Annotated in this window: 22 protein-coding genes and 2 tRNA genes; 8 read left to right on the forward strand and 16 right to left on the reverse strand. The window is 69.5% G+C overall.

Annotated elements, in window-relative coordinates:
- Positions 1-51 precede the first annotated feature (51 nt).
- From Q0818_RS13530 to Q0818_RS13545, 4 genes are all read right to left on the reverse strand, one after another.
- Positions 52-1,071, reverse strand: a complete 1,020-nt coding sequence (locus Q0818_RS13530; RefSeq protein WP_298875866.1) for a sugar ABC transporter permease YjfF — start codon at positions 1,069-1,071, stop codon at positions 52-54.
- Positions 1,071-2,114 carry an ABC transporter permease gene (locus tag Q0818_RS13535; protein WP_298875868.1) on the reverse strand — a complete coding sequence of 348 codons (1,044 nt, stop codon included), beginning with the start codon at positions 2,112-2,114 and terminating at the stop codon, positions 1,071-1,073. The genes Q0818_RS13530 and Q0818_RS13535 overlap by 1 nt, the downstream gene beginning before the upstream one ends.
- Complete coding sequence (locus tag Q0818_RS13540) at positions 2,111-3,685, reverse strand: sugar ABC transporter ATP-binding protein (protein WP_298875871.1); 1,575 nt, start codon at positions 3,683-3,685, stop codon at positions 2,111-2,113. Before Q0818_RS13540 ends, Q0818_RS13535 begins: the two co-directional genes overlap by 4 nt.
- A 123-nt stretch (positions 3,686-3,808) precedes the next feature.
- Positions 3,809-4,786: an ABC transporter substrate-binding protein gene (locus Q0818_RS13545; RefSeq protein WP_298875874.1), complete on the reverse strand. Its 978-nt coding sequence runs from the start codon at positions 4,784-4,786 to the stop codon at positions 3,809-3,811.
- Positions 4,787-5,034: 248 nt separating this feature from the next.
- Between Q0818_RS13545 and Q0818_RS13550 the strand changes: the two genes are divergently transcribed.
- Positions 5,035-5,595: a flavin reductase family protein gene (locus Q0818_RS13550; RefSeq protein ID WP_298875877.1), complete on the forward strand. Its 561-nt coding sequence runs from the start codon at positions 5,035-5,037 to the stop codon at positions 5,593-5,595.
- A gap of 135 nt (positions 5,596-5,730) precedes the next feature.
- Here the strand turns inward: Q0818_RS13550 and Q0818_RS13555 are convergent, their stop codons facing one another.
- Positions 5,731-6,621: a DUF808 domain-containing protein gene (locus Q0818_RS13555; protein ID WP_298875880.1), complete on the reverse strand. Its 891-nt coding sequence runs from the start codon at positions 6,619-6,621 to the stop codon at positions 5,731-5,733.
- Between the two features lie 153 nt (positions 6,622-6,774).
- On the opposite strand from Q0818_RS13555, the gene Q0818_RS13560 reads away from it, so the two are divergent.
- Genes Q0818_RS13560 through Q0818_RS13570 form a run of 3 tightly spaced genes read left to right on the forward strand, consistent with a single transcriptional unit; the run spans position 6,775 to position 8,353 of the window.
- Positions 6,775-7,365 (forward strand): molybdopterin-dependent oxidoreductase, encoded by a 591-nt coding sequence (locus tag Q0818_RS13560; RefSeq protein ID WP_298875883.1) that lies wholly within the window; start codon positions 6,775-6,777, stop codon positions 7,363-7,365.
- Positions 7,362-8,093 carry a ferredoxin reductase gene (locus Q0818_RS13565; RefSeq protein ID WP_298875885.1) on the forward strand — a complete coding sequence of 244 codons (732 nt, stop codon included), beginning with the start codon at positions 7,362-7,364 and terminating at the stop codon, positions 8,091-8,093. Before Q0818_RS13560 ends, Q0818_RS13565 begins: the two co-directional genes overlap by 4 nt.
- Positions 8,093-8,353 (forward strand): DUF6510 family protein, encoded by a 261-nt coding sequence (locus Q0818_RS13570; protein ID WP_298875887.1) that lies wholly within the window; start codon positions 8,093-8,095, stop codon positions 8,351-8,353. Before Q0818_RS13565 ends, Q0818_RS13570 begins: the two co-directional genes overlap by 1 nt.
- Before the next feature lie 70 nt (positions 8,354-8,423).
- Here Q0818_RS13570 and Q0818_RS13575 read toward each other — a convergent pair.
- The 3 genes from Q0818_RS13575 to Q0818_RS13585 form a co-directional block, all read right to left on the reverse strand.
- Positions 8,424-8,512: transfer RNA gene (locus tag Q0818_RS13575), tRNA-Ser, on the reverse strand.
- Positions 8,513-8,613: 101 nt separating this feature from the next.
- On the reverse strand, positions 8,614-9,903 hold the full coding sequence (locus tag Q0818_RS13580) for an LCP family protein (protein ID WP_298875890.1): 1,290 nt from the start codon (positions 9,901-9,903) through the stop codon (positions 8,614-8,616).
- 366 nt (positions 9,904-10,269) lie between these two features.
- Positions 10,270-10,354: transfer RNA gene (locus tag Q0818_RS13585), tRNA-Ser, on the reverse strand.
- A gap of 84 nt (positions 10,355-10,438) precedes the next feature.
- Between Q0818_RS13585 and Q0818_RS13590 the strand changes: the two genes are divergently transcribed.
- Positions 10,439-11,689 carry a DUF2254 domain-containing protein gene (locus Q0818_RS13590; RefSeq protein ID WP_298875893.1) on the forward strand — a complete coding sequence of 417 codons (1,251 nt, stop codon included), beginning with the start codon at positions 10,439-10,441 and terminating at the stop codon, positions 11,687-11,689.
- A 13-nt stretch (positions 11,690-11,702) separates the two neighbouring features.
- Here Q0818_RS13590 and Q0818_RS13595 read toward each other — a convergent pair whose 3' ends face one another.
- Positions 11,703-12,596, reverse strand: a complete 894-nt coding sequence (locus Q0818_RS13595) for an HAD family hydrolase (protein ID WP_298875896.1) — start codon at positions 12,594-12,596, stop codon at positions 11,703-11,705.
- Positions 12,593-13,861: a serine--tRNA ligase gene (gene serS / locus Q0818_RS13600; protein WP_298875899.1), complete on the reverse strand. Its 1,269-nt coding sequence runs from the start codon at positions 13,859-13,861 to the stop codon at positions 12,593-12,595. The genes Q0818_RS13595 and serS overlap by 4 nt, the downstream gene beginning before the upstream one ends.
- 165 nt (positions 13,862-14,026) lie before the next feature.
- Here serS and Q0818_RS13605 point away from each other — a divergent pair, with 165 nt between their 5' ends.
- Together Q0818_RS13605 and Q0818_RS13610 are read left to right on the forward strand one after the other, a co-directional pair.
- Entirely contained in the window at positions 14,027-15,316 is a 1,290-nt protein-coding gene (locus Q0818_RS13605) for a diacylglycerol kinase family protein (protein WP_298875902.1), read from the forward strand.
- A 210-nt stretch (positions 15,317-15,526) separates the two neighbouring features.
- Positions 15,527-16,897: a deoxyribodipyrimidine photo-lyase gene (locus Q0818_RS13610; RefSeq protein WP_298875905.1), complete on the forward strand. Its 1,371-nt coding sequence runs from the start codon at positions 15,527-15,529 to the stop codon at positions 16,895-16,897.
- Positions 16,898-16,903: 6 nt separating this feature from the next.
- On the opposite strand, the gene Q0818_RS13615 is transcribed toward Q0818_RS13610, so the two are convergent.
- From Q0818_RS13615 to Q0818_RS13630, 4 genes are all read right to left on the reverse strand, one after another.
- The gene (locus Q0818_RS13615) at positions 16,904-18,256 is read right to left on the reverse strand and encodes a hypothetical protein (protein ID WP_298875908.1); all 1,353 of its coding nucleotides are present in this window, start codon (positions 18,254-18,256) and stop codon (positions 16,904-16,906) included.
- Positions 18,253-18,672, reverse strand: coding sequence for a hypothetical protein (locus Q0818_RS13620; protein ID WP_264632209.1), 420 nt, complete (start codon positions 18,670-18,672; stop codon positions 18,253-18,255). The genes Q0818_RS13615 and Q0818_RS13620 overlap by 4 nt, the downstream gene beginning before the upstream one ends.
- Before the next feature lie 117 nt (positions 18,673-18,789).
- The gene (locus Q0818_RS13625) at positions 18,790-19,215 is read right to left on the reverse strand and encodes an Asp23/Gls24 family envelope stress response protein (RefSeq protein WP_298875912.1); all 426 of its coding nucleotides are present in this window, start codon (positions 19,213-19,215) and stop codon (positions 18,790-18,792) included.
- 123 nt (positions 19,216-19,338) lie between these two features.
- Positions 19,339-19,587, reverse strand: a complete 249-nt coding sequence (locus Q0818_RS13630; RefSeq protein WP_298875917.1) for a hypothetical protein — start codon at positions 19,585-19,587, stop codon at positions 19,339-19,341.
- A 115-nt stretch (positions 19,588-19,702) separates the two neighbouring features.
- Between Q0818_RS13630 and Q0818_RS13635 the strand changes: the two genes are divergently transcribed.
- Complete coding sequence (locus Q0818_RS13635; protein WP_298875920.1) at positions 19,703-20,752, forward strand: LLM class flavin-dependent oxidoreductase; 1,050 nt, start codon at positions 19,703-19,705, stop codon at positions 20,750-20,752.
- A gap of 16 nt (positions 20,753-20,768) precedes the next feature.
- Here Q0818_RS13635 and Q0818_RS13640 read toward each other — a convergent pair whose 3' ends face one another.
- Together Q0818_RS13640 and Q0818_RS13645 are read right to left on the reverse strand one after the other, a co-directional pair.
- On the reverse strand, positions 20,769-21,422 hold the full coding sequence (locus tag Q0818_RS13640) for a hypothetical protein (RefSeq protein WP_298875925.1): 654 nt from the start codon (positions 21,420-21,422) through the stop codon (positions 20,769-20,771).
- Positions 21,415-22,773 (reverse strand): hypothetical protein, encoded by a 1,359-nt coding sequence (locus tag Q0818_RS13645; RefSeq protein WP_298875928.1) that lies wholly within the window; start codon positions 22,771-22,773, stop codon positions 21,415-21,417. Before Q0818_RS13645 ends, Q0818_RS13640 begins: the two co-directional genes overlap by 8 nt.
- Positions 22,774-22,817: the final 44 nt, after the last annotated feature.

Genomic DNA, 22,817 nt, shown 5'->3' on the forward strand with positions numbered 1-22,817 from the left:
GGCTCCATCATGCCCGCGCCCGGGCGGGAGTGCGAACGCGTCGAGAGCGTGTCACCGCCGCAGCGCCGAGCGCGAGACGATCACGCGCTGGACGACGACGAACAGCAGCAGCAGCGCGCCGACGGTGATGCGCGTCCACGACTGCTCGGCACCGGAGAACGAGATGATCGTGCGGATGAGGCCGTAGACGAACACGCCGATCATCGAGCCGATGACGAAGCCGCTGCCACCCGTGAGGAGCGTGCCGCCGATGACCACCGCGGCGATGGTGTCGAGCTCCGTCCCCACGCCGTTCAGGGGGTACCCCGCACCCGAATAAGCGGTCAGCACGATGCCGGCGAGACCGGCGCACACCCCGCTGATCACGTAGACCGACAGCTTGGCGCGCACGACCGGGAGCCCCATCAGCCGAGCCGACTGCTCGTTGCCGCCGACCGCGTAGACGGTCCGCCCGAAGCGCGTGTAGCGCAGCACGAAGGCCGCGATCGCGACGGTGAGCAGCGCGATCACCCCGGTCGGCGTGATGTACCAGCCCGCGAACGAGAAGCGCGTGGACTGCAGCCACAGCAATCCCTCGTTGTCGACCTTGATCGACTCGAGGCTCACGACGAACGCCAGCCCGCGCGCGAGGAACATGCCGATCAACGAGGCGATGAACGGCTGGACGTCGAAGAACTGCACGAGCACCCCGATGAGCAGGCCGATCGCCGCGCCGATGAGGACCATCGCGGGCAGGGCCACGGCGACCGGGACCCCGTCGGACAGCATCTTCGCGCACAGGATGCCGGTGAACGCCATGACCGCGCCGACCGAGAGGTCGATGCCACCGGTCAGGATGACGAAGGTCATGCCCACGGCGAGCACGAGCAGATAGGCGTTGTCGAGGAGGATCGACGACAGGATGCGGGGCAGCTGGAAGTTGGGGAACCACCACATCGCCCCGGCGATCATGACGACGAGGATGACGACGGCCGCGAACACCGGCACCCACGAGACGTGGCGGCTGAGGAAACGGCGGTAGGGGCTCACGGGCACGGTGGCCGCGCGGCGCTCTTCGGTGAGAGTGGCCATCAGGACAGCACCTTCGCATCGGGACGACGGGACAGGGGGCGGACGGCGCTGCGGCCGGCCGTGTGGAAGAACGCGCGGAAGCGTCGCGACTGCAGCAGTACGACCACCAGCACGGCCGCGGCCATGAACACCGGACTGACCGCGGGCGGCACGCCCAGGAAGGTGATCGTGCTCTTGAGCGTCTGGATGGTGAAGACGCCGACGACCGTGCCCGCGATGCTGAACTTGCCGCCCGCGAGCGAGGTACCGCCCAGGACGACGGCGAGGATGGCATCCAATTCGATGTAGAGGCCGGCCGCGTTCGCATCGGCGGCCATGATGTTCGAGCTGTAGAGGATGCCGGCCATCCCGGCGAGCGCGCCGCTGGCGATGTAGGCGCCCCAGATGATGCCGCGCGAGCGCACGCCCGCGAGGCGGCTGGCCTCGGGATTGATGCCCACCGCCTCGGTGAGCATGCCCAGCGCCGTGCGCCGTTCGAGCACGCCCACCACGACCACCGCCGCGAGGGCCACGAAGAACGCGAAGGGCAGCCCCAGCACGTACCCGCCCGCGATGAACTTGTAGGGGTCGCTGTTGATCGTCGTGATGAACCCGCCCGTGATGAGCAGGGCGACGCCGCGGCCCGCGAGCATCAGCACGAGGGTGGCGATGATCGGTTGGATGCCGAGCACCGACACGAGGAAGCCGTTCCAGACGCCGAGCAGCAAGGCGACGCCGACGGCGGCGGCGATCGCGGTGAAGACGACGCCGAGGTTGCCGGAGTCGGGGGCGGCCTCGATGATCGTCAGCGCCACCGCTCCGGAGACCGCCATGATCGCGCCCACCGAGAGGTCGATGCCCCGGGTGGCGATGACCAGCGTCATGCCGAGGGCGACGAGCATCAGGGGCGCGCTGTTGCGCAGGATGTCGATGAGCGAGCCGTAGAACTGACCGTTCTGCACGGTGACGCTGAGGAAGGACGGCCGCGAGATCGTGTTGATCGCGATGAGGGCGATCAGCGCCGCGATCGGCCAGACGAGGCGGTGAGTGAGGAATCTCTTCATGCGATCTTCTCCCGATCGGACGACGGTGTCTCGGGGACGGTGACGGGGGCGCCCTCGGGCTGCCCGTCGGCGATGTAGGCCACCAGGCCGTCGAGGTCGACGTCGAGGGTGGCGAGCTCGCCGATCTTACGACGGTCACGCAGAACGGCCACGCGCTGCGCGATGCGCAGCACCTCCTCGAGCTCGGAGGAGATGAAGACGACGGCGAGACCCTTCTCGGCGAGCTCGGCGACCTTGCGCTGGATGTCGGCCTTGGCGCCGACGTCGATACCGCGGGTCGGTTCGTCGAGCACCAGCAGCTCCGGGGCCGTGGCCAGCCAGCGGGCCAGCAGCACCTTCTGCTGGTTGCCGCCGGAGAGGTTGCGGATGAGCGCGTCGGGGTTGGCCGGCCGCACGCCGAGGGCGGTGATGTACTCGTCGACGAGCGCCTGCTTCTCGGCCGCCTTCATGCGGCGCAGCGGCCCGCGCCGGGCCTGGACGCCGAGGATGATGTTCTCGGCCACCGTGAGGTCGCCCACGATCCCCTCGGCGCGTCGGTCCTCCGACGAGAACGCGATGCCCCGGTCGAGGGCGTGCCGAGGCGAGCCGGTGCGCGCCGGCGTCCCCGCGACCTCGATCGTGCCCTCGTCGGCGCGATCCGCGCCGGCGAGGAGGCGGGCGAGCTCCGTACGGCCGGATCCCAGCAGGCCCGCGAGTCCGACGATCTCGCCCCCGAACACGTCGAGGTCGACGGGCTCGAGCGCGTTCTTGCGTCCGAGGCCGCTCGCGCGGAGCACGGGGACGCCCGAGCGGTCGATCGATCGTTCGGCGCTGGCCGAGATGGCATCCAGCTCTCCGAGCTCGCGGCCGATCATCTTGGCGACGAGTTGCTCGCGACCGAGCTCGCTCACGGGGTACTCCCCCACGAGCGTGCCGTTGCGCAGCACCGTGAGGCGGTCGGAGATCTCGTAGATCTGGTCGAGGAAGTGCGAGACGAAGAGGATCGCGACGCCCTTGTCGCGGAGGTCGCGGATCACGCCGAACAGTTGCTCGACCTCGCCCCGGTCGAGGCTGGAGGTGGGCTCGTCGAGCACGAGCACCTTGGTGTCGACCACCATCGCGCGGCTGATGGCGACCAGCTGCTGAACCGCGATGGAGTGACTGGCCAGGATCGAGCGGGTGTCGATGTGCACCCCGAGCTCGGCCAGGTGGGTCGCTGCGGCGGTGTGCGTCGCCCGCCAGTCGACGACTCCGGCCCGGCGCACCTCCTCGCCGAGCATCACGTTCTCACCCACGGTGAGGTTCTGGCAGAGGTTGACCTCCTGGTAGACGGTCGCGATGCCCGCGGCTTGGGCGTCGGCGGTCGAGCGGAATTGACGCTCGTCTCCGTCGACCCGGATGGATCCCTCGTCGATGCCGTAGACACCGGTGAGGGCCTTGATGAGGGTGGACTTCCCGGCGCCGTTCTCCCCCATGAGGGAGTGCACCTCTCCCGGATAGAGGGTGAAGTCGACGCCGTCGAGCGCCTTCACCCCGGGGAATCGGATGCTGATGCCGCGCATGGCCACGACGGCGGCACGTTCGCTTGTCATGCTCGATCGCTTTCTGAAGAGCGGTGGAGCGTGCGGGGCCGTGTGACCGGCCCCGCACGCGGGGAGGGATCTGCAGCGAGGGATCCGTGCCGCCGAGGGGAGTCGGCAGCAACGGAGCCGCGATCAGTAGGGGCGGCTGTCGAGAACCTTCTTGGCCTGCTCCTGGTCGAACGCCTGGTCCTCGACGATGTAGCTCTTGTCGACGGACTCCCCCGCGACGACCTTCTTCACGACCTCGGCGGTCTTCTCCCCCAGCAGCGGGTTGCACTCGACGATGTAGTTGAACTCGCCGTTGGAGAGGGCGGTCATGCCGTCCTTCACCGCGTCGATGGTGACGATCTTGATGTCGGTGCCGGGCTTCATGCCCGCGGCCTTGATGGCTTCGAGGGCACCGAGACCCATGTCGTCGTTGTGCGCGAAGAGCAGGTTGATCTGCGAGCCGTACTTCTGCAGGAAGCCTTCCATGACCGTCTTGCCGTCGGCGCGGGTGAAGTTGCCGGTCTGCGAGTCGAGGACCGTGATGTCGGTGCCCTTGATGGCCGAGTCGAAGCCGGTGGCCCGGTCGGTCGCCGCCGACGAACCGGTCGTCCCCTCGAGAACGACCATGTTGGTGGGGGTCGATCCGAAGTTGTCGGCGACCCACTTGCCGGCGGTCTCGCCCTCCTTCTCGAAGTCGAGGCCGATCCAGCTCGCGTACAGATCCTCGGATGCCGAGACGGTGCGGTCTTCGAGGATGACGGGGATGTTGGCATCCTTCGCCTCCTTCAGCACGTCGTCCCAGCCGTCGGTGACGATGGGGGCGAGCACGATGGCGTCGACGCCCTGGTTGATGAAGCTGCGCACGGCGGCGATCTGCGCCTCCGGCTTGTTGTCGGCCGCGTTGAAGATCAGGTTGAAGCCGTTGGCCTCGCTGAACGCCTCCTTCATCGACTCCGTGTTGGCGCTGCGCCAGCCGCTCTCCGACCCGGTCTGCGCGAAGCCGACGGTGATGACGCCGTCGCCGCCGCCACCCGCGCTGCCGCCGCCACCGGCGCAACCGGTCGCCGTGAACGCGATCGCTCCGACCAGCGCGATCCCCGTGATGATCTTCTTCGCCTTCATGATGAAACCTCCTCGTTTCGCCGGCTCCGATGCCGGTTCATGTGATGCAGCCCCTCGGGTGAGCCGTGTGGGAATGTTAGCGCTCACACTGAGGGCGCTGTCAAGTAGAATCAGGCCCTCTGACATCACGGATCGGTAAATGTGAAGCCTCACAAATGCCAGGACGGGAGGTTCCTCTCGAAGAGGAGCGTTTCCCCGTGTTGCGCCGGACGGCGCCGGTTCACCCGCGAACGCCTACCGTCGTAGGTATGACTTCGCTTCCGCACAGCACCCCGGAGAGCACGCCCGCCATCGGCACCTCGGTCTCGGCGGACGACTTCAAGCGCGCGTTCCGCGGCCACCCCGGCGGCATCGCGGTCATCACCGCCTACGGCGAGAACGGCCCCGTCGCCCTCACCGCGTCGAGCGTGTCGTCGGTCAGCGCCGACCCGCCGCTGCTGATCTTCTCGGTGTCGGCCCTGTCATCGGCGACGCCGACGATCATCGCCGCCGACACGATCGTGGTGCACCTGCTCGACGCCGAAGACATCGGCCTCGCCCGCGCCGGAGCCACGAGCGGACTCGATCGCTTCGCCGACACCTCGACCTGGTCGCGCCTGGCGACGGGCGAGCCGGTGTACCACGGCGTGCGGGCGTGGCTGCGCTGCAAGATCGTCAGCCGCATGGATGCCGGCGGCTCCACCGTCATCGCCGCTCAGGCCCTGCAGGTCGATGTCGAACGCGACCTCGAGCCGGGCGAGCCGGGAGCCGCACTGGTGTACCACAACCGCGCGTGGCACCGTCTGGGCGAGCACTCGCGGCTCGACTGACCCGCACCCCGCGGACGGGGCGTCCGATCGAACGCACCACGTCATACGCCGCGGCGGGTGTGCTCGGCGACATCGCGTGGTGCGGGCGCGACCTCGCGTCCGGCCGTGGGCCGGAGCACCGGTGACGCCTTGGCCTCAGTGCGCGGCCGGCTCACCGCGGCGTGCGACGCGCTGGACGCCCGTGACGATCCCGACGATGATCAGGCCGAGCACCAGCCCGAAGATCGCTGACATCGCCGTCTCCACGATCCACACGATCACCGGCCCCGCCGCCTCGATCGCGTGCGTGACGAGGTGGACGAGCTCGTACGGGCCGGCCCAGAACGTCTCCTCAAGGTTCTGCAGCACGAGGTGACCGCCGACCCAGAGCATCGCGACGGTGCCGATGACGCTGATGACGCGGAAGACGGCGGGCATGGATGCCACGACCCGCACCCCGAAGCGCCGAACCGCACGCGAGGGGCTCTTCATCAGCCGCAGCCCGATGTCGTCCACCTTCACCAGGAGCGCGACGGCGCCGTAGACGACGAGCGTCATGGCCAGACCTATCACGAGAAGAGCGGCCAGTGTCATCCAGATGCTCAAGCCCGGGTCGAGGCTGGAGAGGGCGATGAGCATGATCTCGGTGCTGAGGATGAGGTCGGTGCGCACCGCGCCGAGGACGAGCTTCTTCTCGTCGCGGGGTTCGTCGGATTCGTGCTCGCCGTGGCCCGCCCCGAACCACTCGAGCACCTTCTCGGCACCCTCGAAGCAGAGGAAGCAGCCGCCGATGATGAGCAGGTAGGGCAGCACCCACGGCGCGAAGGCGGTCAACAGCAGCGCGATCGGGATGATGATCACGTACTTGTTGATGATGCTGCCGAGCGCGATCTTCCACACCACGGGCAGCTCCCGGGCGGGAGTGAGCCCCTGGACGTACTGCGGCGTCACCGCCGCGTCGTCGATCACGACTCCGGCCGTTTTCGCGCTCGCGCGCATCGCCGCGCTGAGGATGTCATCGACGACGGCGAGCAGACCGACCGACATGTGCGTATCTCCCGGGGGTGAGGGATGCGACGCGTGCACGCCGCGGGACGACACTAGCGGGTGCCCACGATGACGGGCGGCGGGCACCTGCCCCTGTCGACACGCGTCGGCTCTCATTAGGGTGATGCTCACGGGATCGGCAGGGGGAAGCGCATGTCATTCATCACTCGAGGCTTCGGCGGCCGCCGTCGGGAGCGCGATCCCCGCCTCCCTCCGGGCCAGACGCTCGTGGGCGACTGGCCCGTGCTGTCGGCCGGGCCGACTCCCCGTATCGCCGACGACGAGTGGGAGTTCGCCGTCGGCACCGAGAACGGCGCGCACCGCTGGACCCGTGGCGAGCTGCAGGCCCTCGGCATGGAGGACATCACCGTCGACATCCACTGCGTCACGCACTGGACCAAGCTCGACATGCCGTGGCGCGGCGTCTCGCTCGACCGGATCTTCGCCGAGGTCGACACCGCCCACCGCTACGTGATGGTGCACTCGTTCGGCGGGTACACGACCAATGTCGCCCTCGACGACCTCCTCGGCGGCAGGAGCTGGATCGCGTTCGAGGCCGATGGAGCGCCCCTCACGCCCGAACACGGCGGCCCCGCCCGCCTGCTCGTTCCGCACCTGTACTTCTGGAAGAGCGCGAAGTGGGTGCAGGGCCTCATCACGATGCCGACCGACAAGCCCGGGTTCTGGGAGCAGAACGGCTACCACCTGCACGGCGACCCGTGGCGTGAGGAACGCTACGGGTGAGCCGGCGCACGGCATCCTGGCACGTCGCGACCGTCGCCGACACGCGGCCCGAAACCTCGACGGCTCGCCGGATCGAGCTCGAGGTCCCGACCTGGCCGGGCAACGACGCGGGCTCGCACCTCGACGTGCGCCTGACCGCGCCCGACGGGTATCAGGCGAGCAGGTCGTACTCGATCGCGTCGTCGGGAGAGGGCCCGCGGATCACGCTCGCCGTCGACGAAGTGCCCGACGGCGAGGTCTCGCCCTTCCTCGTGCACGACCTCCGCGTCGGCGATCAGATCGAGGTGCACGGCCCGCTCGGGGCGTTCTTCGTGTGGATGCCGTCGGGCGACCCCTCGCCGGTGCAGCTCATCGCGGGAGGGTCGGGGGTGGTGCCGTTGTTCGCGATGGCATCCGCTCACGCGGCGAGCGGCGATGAGGCGGACTTCCGGTTGCTGTACTCGGTCCGCTCCCCCGACGACGTGTTCTTCTCGGACGAGCTCGACGCCCTCGCGGGCGAGCGGCTCACCCTCGACATGGTCTACACGCGCCAGGCGCCGCCCGGGGCGCAGGTGCCGCCGGGCCGACTCACCCCGGAACGCCTCGCTGCCGCGGTGGCGCCGCCGCAGAACAATCCCCGCGTCTACGTGTGCGGACCCACCCCGTTCGTCGAGGCCGTCGCGGGCTGGCTCATCGACGCAGGCCACGACCCCGCCCGCATCCGCACGGAGAGGTTCGGAGGTTCGTGATGGCCCTTCTCGACGGCAACGCCCTGGCCGGGCGCCTCGACGACCTTCTGGGGTGGGATGCCACCGGCTCCGAGGTGCGCTGCACGCACTGCGGACTCCGCGGTCTGCTCGCCACGGCCGCCGTCTACGCCTCCGCGATGGGCGCCGTCGTGCGGTGCCGATCCTGCGACGCGGTGCTTCTCACGGTCGTCGATGCCCCGGACGGTCGTTCCTGGCTCGGGATGCCGGGACTCAGCGCCATGGAGCTGCGGCGCGGGTAGGACCCGGCGGTCGGCGCGGCCGACGGCATCCGGGAACGAGAAAAGCCCCGGCGAACCGGGGCTTTTTCTGCGGAGACGGAGGGATTTGAACCCTCGGTCCCCTTACGGGGACTCCACCTTAGCAGGGTGGTGCACTAGGCCTGACTATGCGACGTCTCCAGGTGATCGAGCCTTGCGGCGCGAGCACACCGGTCAATACTAACCGGATGCCGCCCGGCATCCGAAACCGAAGTCCGGATGCCGGGCGGCGGGGCCGGGCGTCACTGACGCACGTTGCCGTTCGAGCAGGTCGCCTGTGCGGCGGTCTGGCCCGCGATGCCCTCGGGGAGCACGACCGTGCCGGAGGTCGATCCGGGGGTCGGGGTCGGGTCGGCGCTCGCGGTCGGGGCGTCGGACGGCGCCTGAGTCGCGGCGTCGGTCGGCGCCTGCGTGGCGTTCTCCTCCGCGATCACGCCGTTGCCGTCGCTGAGGTTGCCCGACAGCTGCAGGGGCTGGTTCGCGGCCAGGGCCGCCCACAGGGTGTCGGCGTCTTCGCTGTCGGGGACCACGCGGTTCGCGTCGTACGGGTCGGTGTAGGTCGGGTACTGGATGAAGACGATCTCGCTGAAGGGGACGTCCTTGACCGCGGAGGCGATCTGCACGAGCGTCAGCGGGTTGGTCAGAGACGTCGACGGATCGACGTTGCGCAGCGCGGTCGAGGCCAGCTTGTACAGCGTCGCCGGGTTCGAGAGCACTTCCTGGCTCTTGAGCTTGTTCGCCAGGCGCGACATGTACTGCTGCTGGTTCGAGATGCGGCCGAGGTCGCCGCCGTCGCCGACGCCGTGACGGGTGCGCAGGAACTGCAGGGCGTCGAGACCGACCACGGTGCGCATTCCGGCGGGCCAGTCGATGCCCGAGTAGGGGTCCTTGATGCCGTTGGCGATGCAGACGTCGACGCCGCCGATGGCATCCGTGATGTTGATGACGCCGCCGAAGCTGACCTTCGCCGCGAAGGGGATCTCGAGACCGCTGAGCTCGGAGATCGTCTGCACGACGCACGAGAGTCCGCCGTAGGAGTAAGCGCTGTTGATCTGCTGCTTGCTCATCGCCGAGTGCTCGACGCCGTCCTTGTCGGTGCAGGAGGGGATCGGCACCATGAGGTCGCGCGGGAACGAGATGACGGTCACGCGGCGCGGCGCATCGGAGATGTGCACGAGCATGTTGACGTCGTTGAGGCTGCCCTCCGAGTCGGCTCCGGTGCACCGGTCGCCGAAGAGCTGCGCGAAGTCGGGCTCGCACTCGTCGGTGCCGATGAGCAGCATGTTCACGCCGCCCTTGAGCTCTCCGAGGTCGGGCGGAACAGCCGGCTGGTTCTTCAGTTCGACGGCGTCGGCGGTGAAGCTGCGGGTCAGGTCGACCGCCGCGTACGCCAGCACCGTTCCACCCGAGACGAGGAGCACGGCGAGCACGATGGCGAGACCGCGGAACAGCTGGCCGAGCGGCCCGGGCGAGGTGAGCCGCCCGTGGCGGGCGACGGTCCTCTGACCGCGCGGGGTGTTCGTCTTGCTCACTCGGGTCCTTTCACGACGGATGCCACCGGCCCGGCAGCACGTCGACCCCGGCGCGGCAGCCGGAAGTCGTGGCAATACTAGGGATCCGCGGCTGTGAATGCCGTGAAGACCTGGCGTTTCACCCGTTCAGCGTGGGCCCGACGTCATTCGACTCCCGCTCAGCCGGTCATGACGAAGAACGGCGGACCCCTGCGGGGCCCGCCGTTCTTCGTTGCGGAGGGTGTGGGATTCTCCCCACCGCCCCTCCACGCGCTGCTCCGCGACGCGCGGAGCCTCCGGCGGCGTGGGCCCAACGTCGTTCGACTCCCGCTCAGCCGGTCATGACGAAGAACGGCGGACCCCTGCGGGGCCCGCCGTTCTTCGTTGCGGAGGGTGTGGGATTCGAACCCACGGGACATTGCTGCCCACTGGTTTTCAAGACCAGGTCCATCGGCCGCTCGGACAACCCTCCTGGACGACCCGAGTCTACCGACGAGTCCGCGAGGGCGCGTCCAGCCCCGGGCGGAGGGGAAACGGGCTGACTATCGTCGGCGAGATGGCCCCCTCGACGCGCAGCACCCTGGCATCCTTCTTCCTCCGCCTCGGGCGGCAGGTGTGGGTGCGGGCGGCCCTGTTCACGCTGATCGCGATCGCCGTGGCCCTGGCCGCCCGGTTCGTCGGCCCGCTTCTGCCCTTCTCGTTCAGCTTCGACCTCGCCGACGGCGCGGTGGACTCGCTGCTGCAGATCATCGCCACGGCGATGCTGACGGCCAGCACCTTCTCGGTGACCGCGATGGTCACCGCGTTCTCGTCGGCGACCACCACCGCCACCCCGCGCTCGACGCAGCTGCTGATCGCCGACCCCACGTCGCAGAACGCCGTCTCGACGTTCGTCGGCGCCTTCGCCTTCTCGCTCGTCGGGATCGTCGCCCTCTCCACGGGGTACTACGGCCGCCAGGGGCGGACCATCCTGTTCGTCGCGACGCTCGTCGTCATCGTCATCGTCGTCTTCACGCTGCTGCGCTGGATCTCGCACCTCGCCACCTTCGGGCGCATGGCCGACGTGATCGACCGCGTGGAGAAGGCGGCCACCACCTCCCTCAAACTGCACGCGGAAGCACCGACCCTCGGCGCCCGACGCGGCATCACCGTCCCCCCGGATGCTGTGGCCGTCCACGCCGACGAGGTCGGATACGTCACACATGTCGACGTGGCCGGGCTCGACCGGATCGCGACCCAGCACGAGGTCGAGATCCACGTGCGCGCGACCGCCGGTCGCATCGCCGATGCGCGGATGCCGCTGGCCGCGGTCGTGGGAGACGCGGACGACGACGTGCGCGCCGGCATCCGCCGGGCGTTCCGCATCGAGCACCACCGCACGTTCGAGCAGGATCCGCGGTTCGGCGTCATCGCCCTCACCGAGATCGGCAGTCGCGCCCTGTCGGCGGCCACGAACGACCCCGGGACCGCGATCGAGGTGATCGCCGCCCTGCAGCGGGTCTTCACGAGAGGCCTGTCGACGCGACCCGACGACGAGGTCGTGCACGAGCACGTCTTCGTCACCCCGACGCGACTGAGCGATCTCATCGACGACGCCTTCCGCCCGCTCGCGCGCGACGGCGCAGCCGACGTGGAGGTGCAGGTGCGCCTGCAGAAGTGTCTCGCCTCGCTTGCGGCATCCGCTCCCGCTCACGCGCACGAGTTCCGGGATGCCGCTCGGGCGGCCTCTCAGCGGGGTTGCCGGGCGTTGGATCGGGCGGACGCCCGATCGCTGCGCGCGGCGGCGCGGGAGGCGTGGGGTTCCTGACGGAACCGGCGGGTCAGAGCGCGCGGAGGATCGCGGCGACGCCGCCCTCGGTGACCGACAGCCCCACCTCGCCCGCGGCGGCGTGCACCTCGGGCGGACCCTGGTGCATCGCGATCGCGCGACCGCCGTTGCGGACCGCCCACTGCATCATCTCGATGTCGTTGCGGCCGTCGCCCATCACCAGCACGCGCTCGGGAGCGATGCCGAGCCAGCCGCGCACGAGCTCGAGCGCCGTGGACTTGTCGACACCCTTCGGGGCGATGTCGAGCCACGCTGTCCAGCCGATCGCGTACGACACCTGAGTCAGTCCGATCCGCTCGACCAGCTCCAGGAAGTCCTGATCGGTCTGTTCGGGAGCCACCACGACGACGCGGCACACCGGTTGACCCGACAGCTCCGCGAAGGTCACCTCGTTGGCGCCCTCGAGATTCCAGTCATCGAGGTAGTCGGTGAACAGTCGCTTGCCGTCGGGAAGCTCGACGAGGAAGTGTGCACCCGCCAGGTGCTCGCCGAGCAGCGTCAGCACTTCGGAGGGGTCGAAGGTCTCGACGTGCGCGCGCCGGTAGTCGCCCCCATCGCCGTCGCGTCGCATCACGATCGCGCCGTTCGAGCACACTGCGTACTCGGGACGGATGCCGAGGCGCTCCATGATCGTGTGGGTGCTGTCCCAGCTGCGACCGGTGGCGAGCATGACCTCGTGACCGACCGATTGCGCGTGGGCGACGGCGTCGACCACACCGGGGCTGAGCGTGTCGTCTTCGAGCAGGACGGTGCCGTCGATGTCGAGCGCGATGAGCATGCGCTCGACACGGGCGTCGTCGGCCAGGTCGGCGACGATGTCGGCCGCCTCCTGCTTCGGGGCGCTCTCGACGGCGCCGGTGGCGGGGAGTGCGGCCTCGTCGGTCATGCGATCGGCTCCATGACCTCGAGGCCGCCCAGGTAGGGCCGGAGGACCTCGGGCACGGTGACCGAGCCGTCTTCGCGCTGATGCGTCTCGAGCAGCGCGACGATCCAGCGGGTGGTGGCGAGGGTGCCGTTGAGGGTCGCGACCGGCTGCGTCCTGCCGCCGTCGGCGGGACGGAAGCGGGTGTCGAGGCGCCGCGCCTGGTACGTCGTGCAGTTCGAGGTGCTCGTGAGCTCGCGGTACGCGTCCTGCGTCGGGACCCAGGCCTCGATGTCGAACTTGCGCGCGGCGCTCGACCCGAGGTCGCCCGCGGCGACGTCGATCACGCGGTAGGCCAGCCCGAGGTCCTGCAGCATGCCCTCCTGCATGGCGACCAGACGGTCGTGCTCGGCCTCGGCATCCGCGGGGTCGGTGTAGACGAACATCTCGAGCTTGTTGAACTGGTGCACGCGGATGATGCCACGGGTGTCTTTGCCGTAGGAGCCGGCCTCGCTGCGGTAGCACGTGGACCACCCGGCGTAGCGCTTCGCCCCGCGCTCGAGGTCGAGGATCTCGTCCATGTGGTACCCGGCGAGGGGGACCTCGCTCGTGCCCACGAGGTAGAGGTCCTCCTTGGGCAGGTGGTACACCTCGTCGGCGTGCTGGCCGAGGAAGCCGGTGCCGCGCATGACCTCGGGCCGCACGAGCGTCGGCGGGATCATGGGCGTGAAGCCGGCCTGCAGCGCCCGGTCGAGGGCGAGGGTCATGAGCGCGAGCTCGAGGCGCGCGCCGATGCCGGTGAGGAAATAGAAGCGGCTGCCCGAGACCTTCGTGCCGCGCTCCATGTCGATCGCGCCGAGCAGCTCGCCGATCTCGAGGTGATCGCGGGGCGCGAAGTCGTAGGAGGGGACCTCGCCGTGGGTCCGGAGCGTGACGAAGTCGTCTTCACCGCCCGCGGGCACGCCCTCGAGCACGATGTTCTCGATCTTCGACAGCGCGGCCTCGGCGGCCTCTTCGGCGGCGGTCACGGCGTGCTGCGCGGCCTTGACCTGCTCGCTGAGCTGCTTGGCCTCGGCGACGAGAGCGGCCTTCTCGTCTTTCGGGGCCTGCGCGACGCGCTTGCCGTGCGCGTTCTGCGCGGCGCGCAGCTCTTCGAAGGCGGTGATGGCGGCGCGGCGGTCGCGGTCGGCGGCGAGGGCCTCGTCCACCGAATCCGGCGACTCCCCGCGAGCGATCTGGGAGCGCTTCACGAGCTCGGGATCTTCACGCAGCAGAGTCAGGTCGATCACGCGTCCATCCTACGGTCGCTCCCGACCGCTCCTTCCGCCCCGCGCGGGCCGCGCTCCGGCGCGGAACCCGGGCGTGTCCGCGCGAGGCATGGTCTTGCGGCATCCGGTCGTCAAGCCCACCCGTCCGGCCCGGTCGGGCGACCCCCGCGGTCCTATGGTGGAGCCATGGCCGCCCCTGACGAGCCGCGTGACGACGCGGAGTCCCCCGAGAACGTCCCCTCCGACGCGCCCGCCGAGGTGAAAGCCGACGCCGCCGCCGCAGACGGGTCGAGCGAGCACTTCGAGTCCGCGCGGCTCGCCGACGACACCGACGACCACCCCCGCAAGGACGCACCCCACCCCAAAGACGCGGCGGAGCCCGACGACGTCATCCATCAGCCCGAGGATATCGACCCGGATTCGTCGGCCGACCTGCCCGGCAAGGCGCAGCGCGTGGATGCCGAGGGCTCCGAGGCTTCCATGGACGCCGAACGCGCCGAGGCCAAGCGCGCCGCCCTCGTCTACAACCCGACCAAGGTGGATCCGGAGACCCTGCGCGCCCGCGTGGCCGAGCTCGCGGCCGCGGCCGGCTGGGCCGAGCCCCTCTTCTACGAGACGACCGTCGACGACCTCGGCGACGACGCCACCCGCGCCGCACTCGACGAGAAGGTGGATGCCGTGCTCGTGGCCGGCGGCGACGGCACCGTACGCGCCGTGGCCGAGGCGCTCACCTCCACGGGCGTCCCGCTCACGATCGTGCCGAGCGGAACGGGCAACCTCCTCGCGCGCAACCTGAACCTCCCGCTCGCCGACACCGACGCGATGATCCGCGCGACCTTCGAGGGCGACATCCGATCGATCGACACCGGGCTGGCCCGTATCCGCCGCGCCGACGGCGGGGTCGAGGAACACGGGTTCTCGGTCATGGCCGGGATAGGGCTGGATGCCGCGATGATCCAGAACACCCGCGACGACCTGAAGAAGCAGGTCGGTTGGGTCGCCTACGTCGACGGCGCCGCCCGCTCCCTCGTGGGCGCGAAGCCGTTCCGTGTGATGTACCAGCTGAACGGTCACCGCCTGCACTCGGCGAAGGTGCACAGCGTGCTCTTCGCGAACTGCGGCGCCCTCCAGGGCGGCGTGGCCCTGATCCCCGACGCCTCGATCGCCGATGGCCGCCTCGACGTGGCGGTGCTCCAGCCGACCGGGGTGTGGGGCTGGCTGGGCGTGTGGCGGAGCATCGTGTGGGACAACTCGGTGCTGCGCAAGTTCCGCGCCGGCCGCCGCGTGCTCGAGCGCCGCAAGGACTCCTCGGTGCGCTATCTCCGGGGCACGGGCATCGAGCTCGCGACCGCCCCCGCGCAGCCGATCGAGCTCGACGGCGACGAGTTCGGCGAGGCGACGCGCATCTACACGCGCATCGTCGCGGGCGGTCTCATCGTGGCGCTGCCGAAGGGGCACGACACGTCGTCGCTCTGACGCGCGGCGTTCCGACGGCGAACGCGGCATCCGGCATCCGGCGAGATGACATAAGTCGGCCGAGATCCCTTGCTTCGACGTCGAGTCTCGGGTGCTCTCGGCAGGGATGGGCGATCTCGGCGACGGCGCGGCCGGTGCGGCCGACCGGGAGCGGCCGTGAGCGGGTGTCAAGCCCGGAGGGGCGGATGCCGTGGTGGATAGCGTCGGGGAATGGCAACGCCTTCGATCGTGTGGTTCCGTGACGACCTCCGCCTGACCGACAACCCCGCGCTGCGCGCCGCGCTCGACCGCGACGAGCCGATCGTGGCGCTGTACGTGCTCGACGAGGAATCCGACGGCGTGCGCGAGATCGGCGGGGCGGCGCGGTGGTGGCTGCACGGATCGCTGGCATCCCTCGGCGAGCGCCTGAGCGAACGCGGCTCAACGCTCGTGCTGCGGCGGGGCGCGGCGGCGAAGGTGCTCCCGGCGCTGGTCGACGAGGTCGGCGCCGGCGCCGTGTTCTGGAACCGCCGCTACGGCGGGGCCGAGCGCGAGATCGACGCCGGCATCAAGGAGAAACTGCGCGACGACGGCGTGACCGTGGCGTCGTTCGCGGCGAACCTGCTGTACGAGCCGTGGACCGTGCGCACGCAGTCCGACAAGCCCTACGGCGTCTACAGCCCGTTCTCGCGCGCGGTGCAGAAGCTTCCCGCGCCGCGCCCGCCCCTGCCCGAGGCCCGCAAGGTGCCGGGGGTGTCGGCATCCATCGACTCCGACGACCTGTCGTCGTGGGGCCTGTTGCCGACGAAGCCCGACTGGGCCGGCGGACTGCGCGAGATGTGGGAGCCGGGTGAGCCGGCTGCGAAGGCGCGTCTGAGGGAGTTCCTCGACGACGACCTCGGCGACTACTCGAAATACCGTGACGAATTCGCCGGAGGCGCCACCTCGAACCTGTCGCCGCGTCTGCGCTGGGGAGAGCTCAGCCCGTACCAGGTGTGGCACGACACCCTCGAGCACAAGGGGTCGGGGCAGCACGCGCAGAGCGCCAGCGGCTTCCTCTCCGAGATCGTGTGGCGCGAGTTCGCGTGGCACGTGACGTACCACTCGCCCGACATCGCCACCGTGAACTGGCGGCGCAATTTCGACGACTTCCCCTGGCCGAAGCTGAACCGCTCGCACCTCGAGACGTGGCAGAAGGGCGAGACCGGGGTCGCCGTCGTGGACGCGGGGATGCGACAGCTGTGGAAGACCGGCGTCATGCACAATCGCGTGCGCATGATCACGGCATCCTTCCTCATCAAGAACCTGCTGATCGACTGGCGGCACGGCGAGCAGTGGTTCTGGGACTGCCTGGTCGACGCGGATGCCGCGAGCAACCCCTTCAACTGGCAGTGGGTCGCGGGGTCCGGCGCGGATGCCGCTCCGTACTTCCGCGTGTTCAATCCGGAGACGCAGCGCAAGAAGTTCGACGCGCACGACGAGTACGTGCGCGAGTGGGCTCCGGAGTACCTGGACGAGAACCCGCCCGAGCCCATGGTCGACCTGGGCGAGACGCGCAAGCGCGCGCTCGACGCCTACGCGCACGTGCGGCACGGGGGCTGAGCCGACTCAGCGCCAGGGATCGACCGGATTGCCCGCGTCGAAACGCGCGAGGAACTGCGCCATCTCGTCGACCACACGCTGCTCGTTGCTCTGCATGTCCTGCAGCACGAGGTCGAGGTTCTGCGCCCCGGTCGTCACATCCCAGGCGAGATTGCGCAGGAGGTCGTAGAGCAGGGTGCGCAACGCGCCCCAGGCGCCGGAAGGTCCGCTCGCGCCGATACCCAACGCGCCGTCGCGCGCTACGCAGCTCATCGAGGCGCTCAGGAGCGCGGTCGCCGAGCCGGAGAGCTCCGCCGAGATCGTGGGCAGGTACGTCGAGCTGATCTCGATGACGAGGGAGGGCTCGATGATGATGACATCGGAGGAACTCGCAGGATCATCCTGGACGAGGGGCGCCGACAGGTCGTACGACGACTGCTGGGACTGCACCGCGGTGAGGTTGTTCGAGAGGTTCTCGTCGAGCAGGGTCTCCTCGTGCGCGATGCCCTCGTTGAGTGCGCGCAGCGCCTCTTCGAACGTGGACAGCACGGCGGCGGCATCCGCTCCGGTGATCGTCTCCTTCTCGGGGTCCTGCTCGCTCGAACCCTGGACGACCTGGATGCCCAGGCCCACCACCTCGAACACCGCACCCGCGCCCGGCACGAACAGCTTGGCGCCCTGCGCCGCCCAGCCCGCCACCTTCAGCGCGATCTCGTACCCTTCGGTGGCGCCGGATGCCGCGAGCTCCTCCGACGCATCCACGCCCGCCTGGACGATCTGTCGCACGTTCTCCCGTGCGGACTCCCAGAGTTTCTGCTCCGCGGCGAGCGCGGCCCCGAGGACGACCGAGAGCCCGTGCAGCCCGCCGATGACGGGTCCCAGCTGCGAGACGAAGCGGGATTTGAACGCGGCGATGGCGGCGCCCGACATGGCGTCGCTGTTCTCCATGACGAGCGCGATGTTGCCGGCGATGAGTCCGGCACCGACCTGAGCGCCCTCGGACGCCGCCGCGGCACCCGACAGCTTCCGCGTGACGGCCACCGCGGAGGCCACCTCGCCCTCGATCGTGCCGGGATCGGGGAGGTGGAGCCAGGGGGCGATGGCCTCGTCGATGCGGGAACGGATGCTGTCGAACGCCGCGCCGAATTCCTCGTCCTTGCCGCCGCCGACGAAGATGTCGGCGATGAAGTTGTCGCTCGACCAGTCTCCGCCGCCCTCCCCGTCCGGCCCGGGCCGGGTGACCGTGTAGTGCGCGCTCGACGAGTCGATCTCGTAGGAGTCGCCGTTGATCTCCCATCCGGACGGGCTGGTGCGCATGTAGGCGTCGATGGCCGCGCGCTTGAATCGCGGAATGAGAGCGGAGACGTCCGTCGAGCTCATCGTTGCGCACCCGCCGAATCGCGCGCACCGTCGCCCTCGGGCAGCGCGGCTCGTCGTCGTGCCGCCAGCAGGGTCAGGCCGGTGCCGAACACCGCGACCAGACCGATCCACGTCATCCGAGACTGCCGCGCCTCGCCGCAGAGCCCCTGCGCCGTCGCGTCTGCCCGCGCCGCCAGCTCGACGCTCGGGTTCTCTCCCTCATCGATGTAGCCGACGCTCTCGAGCCAGCGCTCGGTCACATCGGACTGATCGTCCGCGCGGTCGCCGACGAGACTGGCCCCCGACACGGAGGACAGCAGGGGTCGGCACTGCAGGTCGCCGACCCCGTTGCTCAACCCCACGGAGGTCGGGGCGAAACCCAGGAACCCCGCTCCAACGATGGTCGCACCCGCCACGACCGGACTGATCCAGCGCATTCATCCCCCTTGAATCCACGTCGCCCTCCAACCTATGCGCGAGCATTGCGTGGCGGAAGGCCCACCGCCCACGCGAAAGGGGCGCCACCTCGCGGTGACGCCCCTTGTCGACGGATGTCAGTTGACGCGCTGCTCGTCGGCGTCGTCCTCGTCGTCGTCGCCCGGGATGAAGACGTCGACCACGGTCACGTTGATCTCGGCGACCTTCATGCCCACGAGCTCGGTGATGGCCTGGTGCACGGCCGAGCGCACGTTCGAGGCCACGCGCTGCAGCTGCTCGGGGTAGTCGACCTGGATCGAGATGTCGGCGGCGACCTCGGTCTCGCCGACCTCGACGCTCACGCCCTGGGCGTGGTCCTTCGCGCCGACGGCCTGGCGGATGTTGCCGATCACGCGGGCGGCGCCGCCACCGAGGGCGTGGACGCCGGGAACCTCGGCCGCGGCGATGCCGGCGACCTTGGCGACGACGGCGTCGACGATGACGGTCGAGCCGCCGTCCTTCGTGGCGGGCGTGGGGGTGGCGGTGGTGGTGTTCTCAGCCATGTTCGCTTCCTTCCGTCGTTTCCGGAACCGTGTGTTCCGCGATGTCATAGGTGAGACGCGCGCCGGAGGGGATCCGTCACGGATTTCTTCCTGGGAGAAAGCTGAGGACGGATGCCGCGGGCCTCAGACGCCGTCCCAGTCGATCGACGGGGCCTGTTCGTCGAGCGTCGCGTCACCGTTCTCCTCGGTCCACGACACGACCCGGGTGTGCGGGGTGAACATCACGCTCACGTCCCGCTCGCCCACCACGACGAAGCGCACGAAACGACCGCCGTCGTGCACGGCAGCCTCGATGCTGTCTTCGAGTTCGACGATGTCCTGCCCGGGCGCGAGCGAGAACGTCGCGTCGTCGACGGTCATCACGGTGCGCATGCGGTCGCTTCTTCGCTCATGCGCGGCACGATAAGAACCTCGCCGATCGACGGTCAGGGGGGTTGCGCCCCCGCGTGAGGGGAATACGCTCTCTGCCCGGCGCGTTGCCTCCGGGGTGAACGACGCGATCCCCTCCCTCTCCGTTCTCGACCTCGTGCCCGTGCGCCACGGGCAGACCAGTGCACAGGCGGTGAGCGCCGCCCTCGACCTGGTCGAGGTCGCCGACCGCCTCGGCTACCGCCGCTACTGGTTCGCCGAGCACCACAACATGCCGTCCGTGGCATCCACGACTCCCCCCGTGCTCATCGCCGCCGCCGCGGCACGCACGAGCCGCATCCGCGTGGGATCGGGTGGCGTCATGCTGCCCAACCACTCACCGCTGATCGTCGCCGAACAGTTCGCCGCTCTCGAGGCGCTCGCCCCCGGCCGCATCGACCTCGGCATCGGCCGCGCGCCGGGCAGCGACCCGGTCATCACCCAGCTGCTGAATCGTTCGGGCACCACGAGCGACGTCTCGCGCTTCCCCGACCACGTGACCGACATCATGGCGCTCACCTCGCCCGAGGGCGCGACGGTGCGATTCACCTCGGGCACCGAGTACCAGGTGAAGGCGACGCCGGCGGCATCCGGGATGCCGCAGGTGTGGCTGCTCGGATCGAGCGATTACTCGGCGCAGCTCGCGGCTTCGTTCGGTCTGCCGTACGTGTTCGCGAATCACTTCGCCGGCGAGGGGCTCGACCGGGCGCTGCACCTGTACCGCGACCAGTTCGTGCCGAACGAGACCGGAGAGGGTCCCCGCACGTTCGTCACCGCGAACGTCGTGGCCGCCCCGACGACCGAGGAGGCCGAGGAGCGCGCCATCCCGCAGCTGCGCATGATGGCGCGGCTGCGCACGAACAAGCCGCTCGTGCCTCTCGAGACGGTCGAGCAGGCGAAGGCCGACCCGTTCGATGCGATGGCCGAGTCGATCATGGCGTCGACGCGCCAGAAGTGGTTCGTCGGAACCGGCGCCGACGTGCAGGGCCGGCTCGCCGCCTTCGCCGCCCAGCACGGGGTCGACGAGATCATGGTGTCGCCCGTCGCGGGCGCGTACGACGGCGAGGGCTTCGAGGGACGCGTGCAGACGCTCGAGCTCATCGCGGCGCCGGCTGCTGTGGCGGCCTGAGATCGGCGGCGGTGATTCAACGCCCCAGTGCCGCGCGGAGATTGGCGCCGTCTCCGATGGGGATGGCCAGAGTGGCCAGATGGCCTAATGCCACAACCGCCCCGACCGCTGGGATCAGCCACGAACACGCTCCGAGCGGCACCAGCGCGAGCGCGAGGATGGCTGGTGCGCACGGACCCGCGCACACCACCAGGAGTTCACGGTAGCCAGGGAGGGCTCGTCTCAGCAGCGCTGCGTTGCACCCTTCGACGATCAGTATTGCGCTTTCTGACGGCGCGAGGGCTCGAAGCACAACCCCATGCGCAGTCTCATGAACGATGATCGATAGCCCGATAACGATGGCCACTACTCCCATCGCGGCAATGGTTGCTGAGCCGATCAGCGCGCCGCCCACCGCCGCACCACTCCCGCCACCCCAGAGTAGGAGCGTCCCGCGAAGCATCAGAACCACAATGGTGGCCGCCACCCGCCCGATGTGAGGAGGGAGGACGCGTGCGCGCCTCTCCCAAGGACACCACCGTTCCGGCGCCTCGTCTGCCAAACCGAGGGCACTGAGCTGGCGCCGGGCGTCGTCGGCGTCTTTTCGAACGCTGAGCCCCAGCGGGGCGACCAGACACTCTGAGGCCGTCTCCTCGACGCCCTTTACCAGGTGCCCCCGCGGCTCAGCCATTCGCGCGGTCCGCGATGGGATGCCGGGCGCACGTCTGCATGTACAGAGCACAAGCGATCGCAGCCCCGGCGAGCGCCATCCATGGGACGAAGGTATCCCCCCAGAAAGTCGCCGCGACGTTCAGGCTGACACTCGAACCTAGGAGCAGGACTCCGAAGAGGAAGGCTGCTGCCGTGGTCGAAACCGACTGCTCCTGGCTCGCCGGGATCAACGCACCGGCAAGAAGCGCAAGCGCGCCGGCCTGCACTGCTCGCGCCCCCAGTGCAGGGAGGTCCGTGACGGTCAGCACCCCGGTGAGCACGAGCGGAACGACGAGGATCGTTGAGACCGCGATGCCGACCACGGCGGCAGCCACTGCAACCGCGATCGCATGCCCATTGCGCTCTGGTGCCGCGTGAGCGGATATCCAGGTGACGGGCAACGTGCGTCCGACTGCATAGACGCCCAACGCGAAGGGGACAGTGGGGGCCATCGATGCGAGCGCGCGCGCCAAGTCAGCCGTGACGGGCGCCTGCAGAAGCACGGTCGCACCGAGAACGAGACCCACCCCGCCAGTAACCGTCGTCAGGAAAGACAGCGAGCGGACGGCGGTGACGAGCTCGAACCAGATCATCGGCAGCATCCGCCCGTGGGGTGGTGCCCATCCTCGTAAGAGCAGCGGCGCACGCTGTTCGCTCGCCGCAGGGCGCACGCTCACGGCCACCAGAACAAGCACAACGAGGATCACTACCCACCCCGCGGCCATCGCCGCGGTGGCGAGCGGGAGTTGCGCGACGACCCCCGCGGCGAGAATCCGATGGGGCAGCACGTCGAGCGGGGCCGACGTAGAGATGTCAGCGGTGATGACATCACCCGAGGCGGTGGCGAGAATCCCCGCCATGACGACGAACGCGGCGAGGGTGTCCGCTATCCCGCCGGCGAAGCGGGTCCCGCGGCGCAGCATCCACGAGAGCGTGAGGAAGAGCGCCACACACAGGATCTGTGTCACCCCGATACACGCCACGACGGCGAGCACACCGCGCACAAGGGTGGCGCCTGCAAAGATCCGTGCAAAGACGGCCAGCGTCGGCAGCGAGAGTGCGACGCAGAAGGCGGTGGCGACGGTGACCATCGGCGCAAGCTGTCCGACCGCTGCTGCGCGTCTCCCGACGGGGAGCAGATCCAGCAGTGCGTGCAGCATCGTTCGGGGCGGTGATGTCACAGCGAAGATCGTGGCGATGAGGCCCGATGTGATCCAGACCCCCGCAAGCGATGCGCGGGCAATGATGGGGGCCAGATCAGCCGGCAGGTCCGCACCAAGACGCGACACCGTCACCGATGCAAGCACACAACCAAAGAAAAAGGCGGCCACGACGGTGAGCAGTCCAATGACCGCAGCGAACGATGGGGGAACCC

Origin of the sequence: uncultured Microbacterium sp., assembly GCF_947489255.1 — a bacterium.
In the GTDB taxonomy this organism is placed as follows: Bacteria; Actinomycetota; Actinomycetes; order Actinomycetales; family Microbacteriaceae; genus Microbacterium; species Microbacterium phycohabitans.

What these genes read in the sequence shown, in the direction of transcription:
- Q0818_RS13530 (WP_298875866.1), bottom strand. Translation starts at nt 1,071, where the DNA reads ATGGCCACTCTCACCGAAGAGCGCCGCGCGGCCACCGTGCCCGTGAGC.
- Q0818_RS13535 (WP_298875868.1), bottom strand. Translation starts at nt 2,114, where the DNA reads ATGAAGAGATTCCTCACTCACCGCCTCGTCTGGCCGATCGCGGCGCTG.
- Q0818_RS13550 (WP_298875877.1), top strand. Translation starts at nt 5,035, where the DNA reads ATGACTTCGCTTCCGCACAGCACCCCGGAGAGCACGCCCGCCATCGGC.
- Q0818_RS13640 (WP_298875925.1), bottom strand. Translation starts at nt 21,422, where the DNA reads ATGGCTGAGCCGCGGGGGCACCTGGTAAAGGGCGTCGAGGAGACGGCC.
- Q0818_RS13590 (WP_298875893.1), top strand. Translation starts at nt 10,439, where the DNA reads ATGGCCCCCTCGACGCGCAGCACCCTGGCATCCTTCTTCCTCCGCCTC.
- Q0818_RS13615 (WP_298875908.1), bottom strand. Translation starts at nt 18,256, where the DNA reads ATGAGCTCGACGGACGTCTCCGCTCTCATTCCGCGATTCAAGCGCGCG.
- Q0818_RS13570 (WP_298875887.1), top strand. Translation starts at nt 8,093, where the DNA reads ATGGCCCTTCTCGACGGCAACGCCCTGGCCGGGCGCCTCGACGACCTT.
- Q0818_RS13610 (WP_298875905.1), top strand. Translation starts at nt 15,527, where the DNA reads ATGGCAACGCCTTCGATCGTGTGGTTCCGTGACGACCTCCGCCTGACC.
- Q0818_RS13545 (WP_298875874.1), bottom strand. Translation starts at nt 4,786, where the DNA reads ATGAAGGCGAAGAAGATCATCACGGGGATCGCGCTGGTCGGAGCGATC.
- Q0818_RS13620 (WP_264632209.1), bottom strand. Translation starts at nt 18,672, where the DNA reads ATGCGCTGGATCAGTCCGGTCGTGGCGGGTGCGACCATCGTTGGAGCG.
- Q0818_RS13595 (WP_298875896.1), bottom strand. Translation starts at nt 12,596, where the DNA reads ATGACCGACGAGGCCGCACTCCCCGCCACCGGCGCCGTCGAGAGCGCC.
- Q0818_RS13605 (WP_298875902.1), top strand. Translation starts at nt 14,027, where the DNA reads ATGGCCGCCCCTGACGAGCCGCGTGACGACGCGGAGTCCCCCGAGAAC.
- Q0818_RS13540 (WP_298875871.1), bottom strand. Translation starts at nt 3,685, where the DNA reads ATGACAAGCGAACGTGCCGCCGTCGTGGCCATGCGCGGCATCAGCATC.
- Q0818_RS13625 (WP_298875912.1), bottom strand. Translation starts at nt 19,215, where the DNA reads ATGGCTGAGAACACCACCACCGCCACCCCCACGCCCGCCACGAAGGAC.
- Q0818_RS13630 (WP_298875917.1), bottom strand. Translation starts at nt 19,587, where the DNA reads ATGCGCACCGTGATGACCGTCGACGACGCGACGTTCTCGCTCGCGCCC.
- Q0818_RS13560 (WP_298875883.1), top strand. Translation starts at nt 6,775, where the DNA reads ATGTCATTCATCACTCGAGGCTTCGGCGGCCGCCGTCGGGAGCGCGAT.
- Q0818_RS13555 (WP_298875880.1), bottom strand. Translation starts at nt 6,621, where the DNA reads ATGTCGGTCGGTCTGCTCGCCGTCGTCGATGACATCCTCAGCGCGGCG.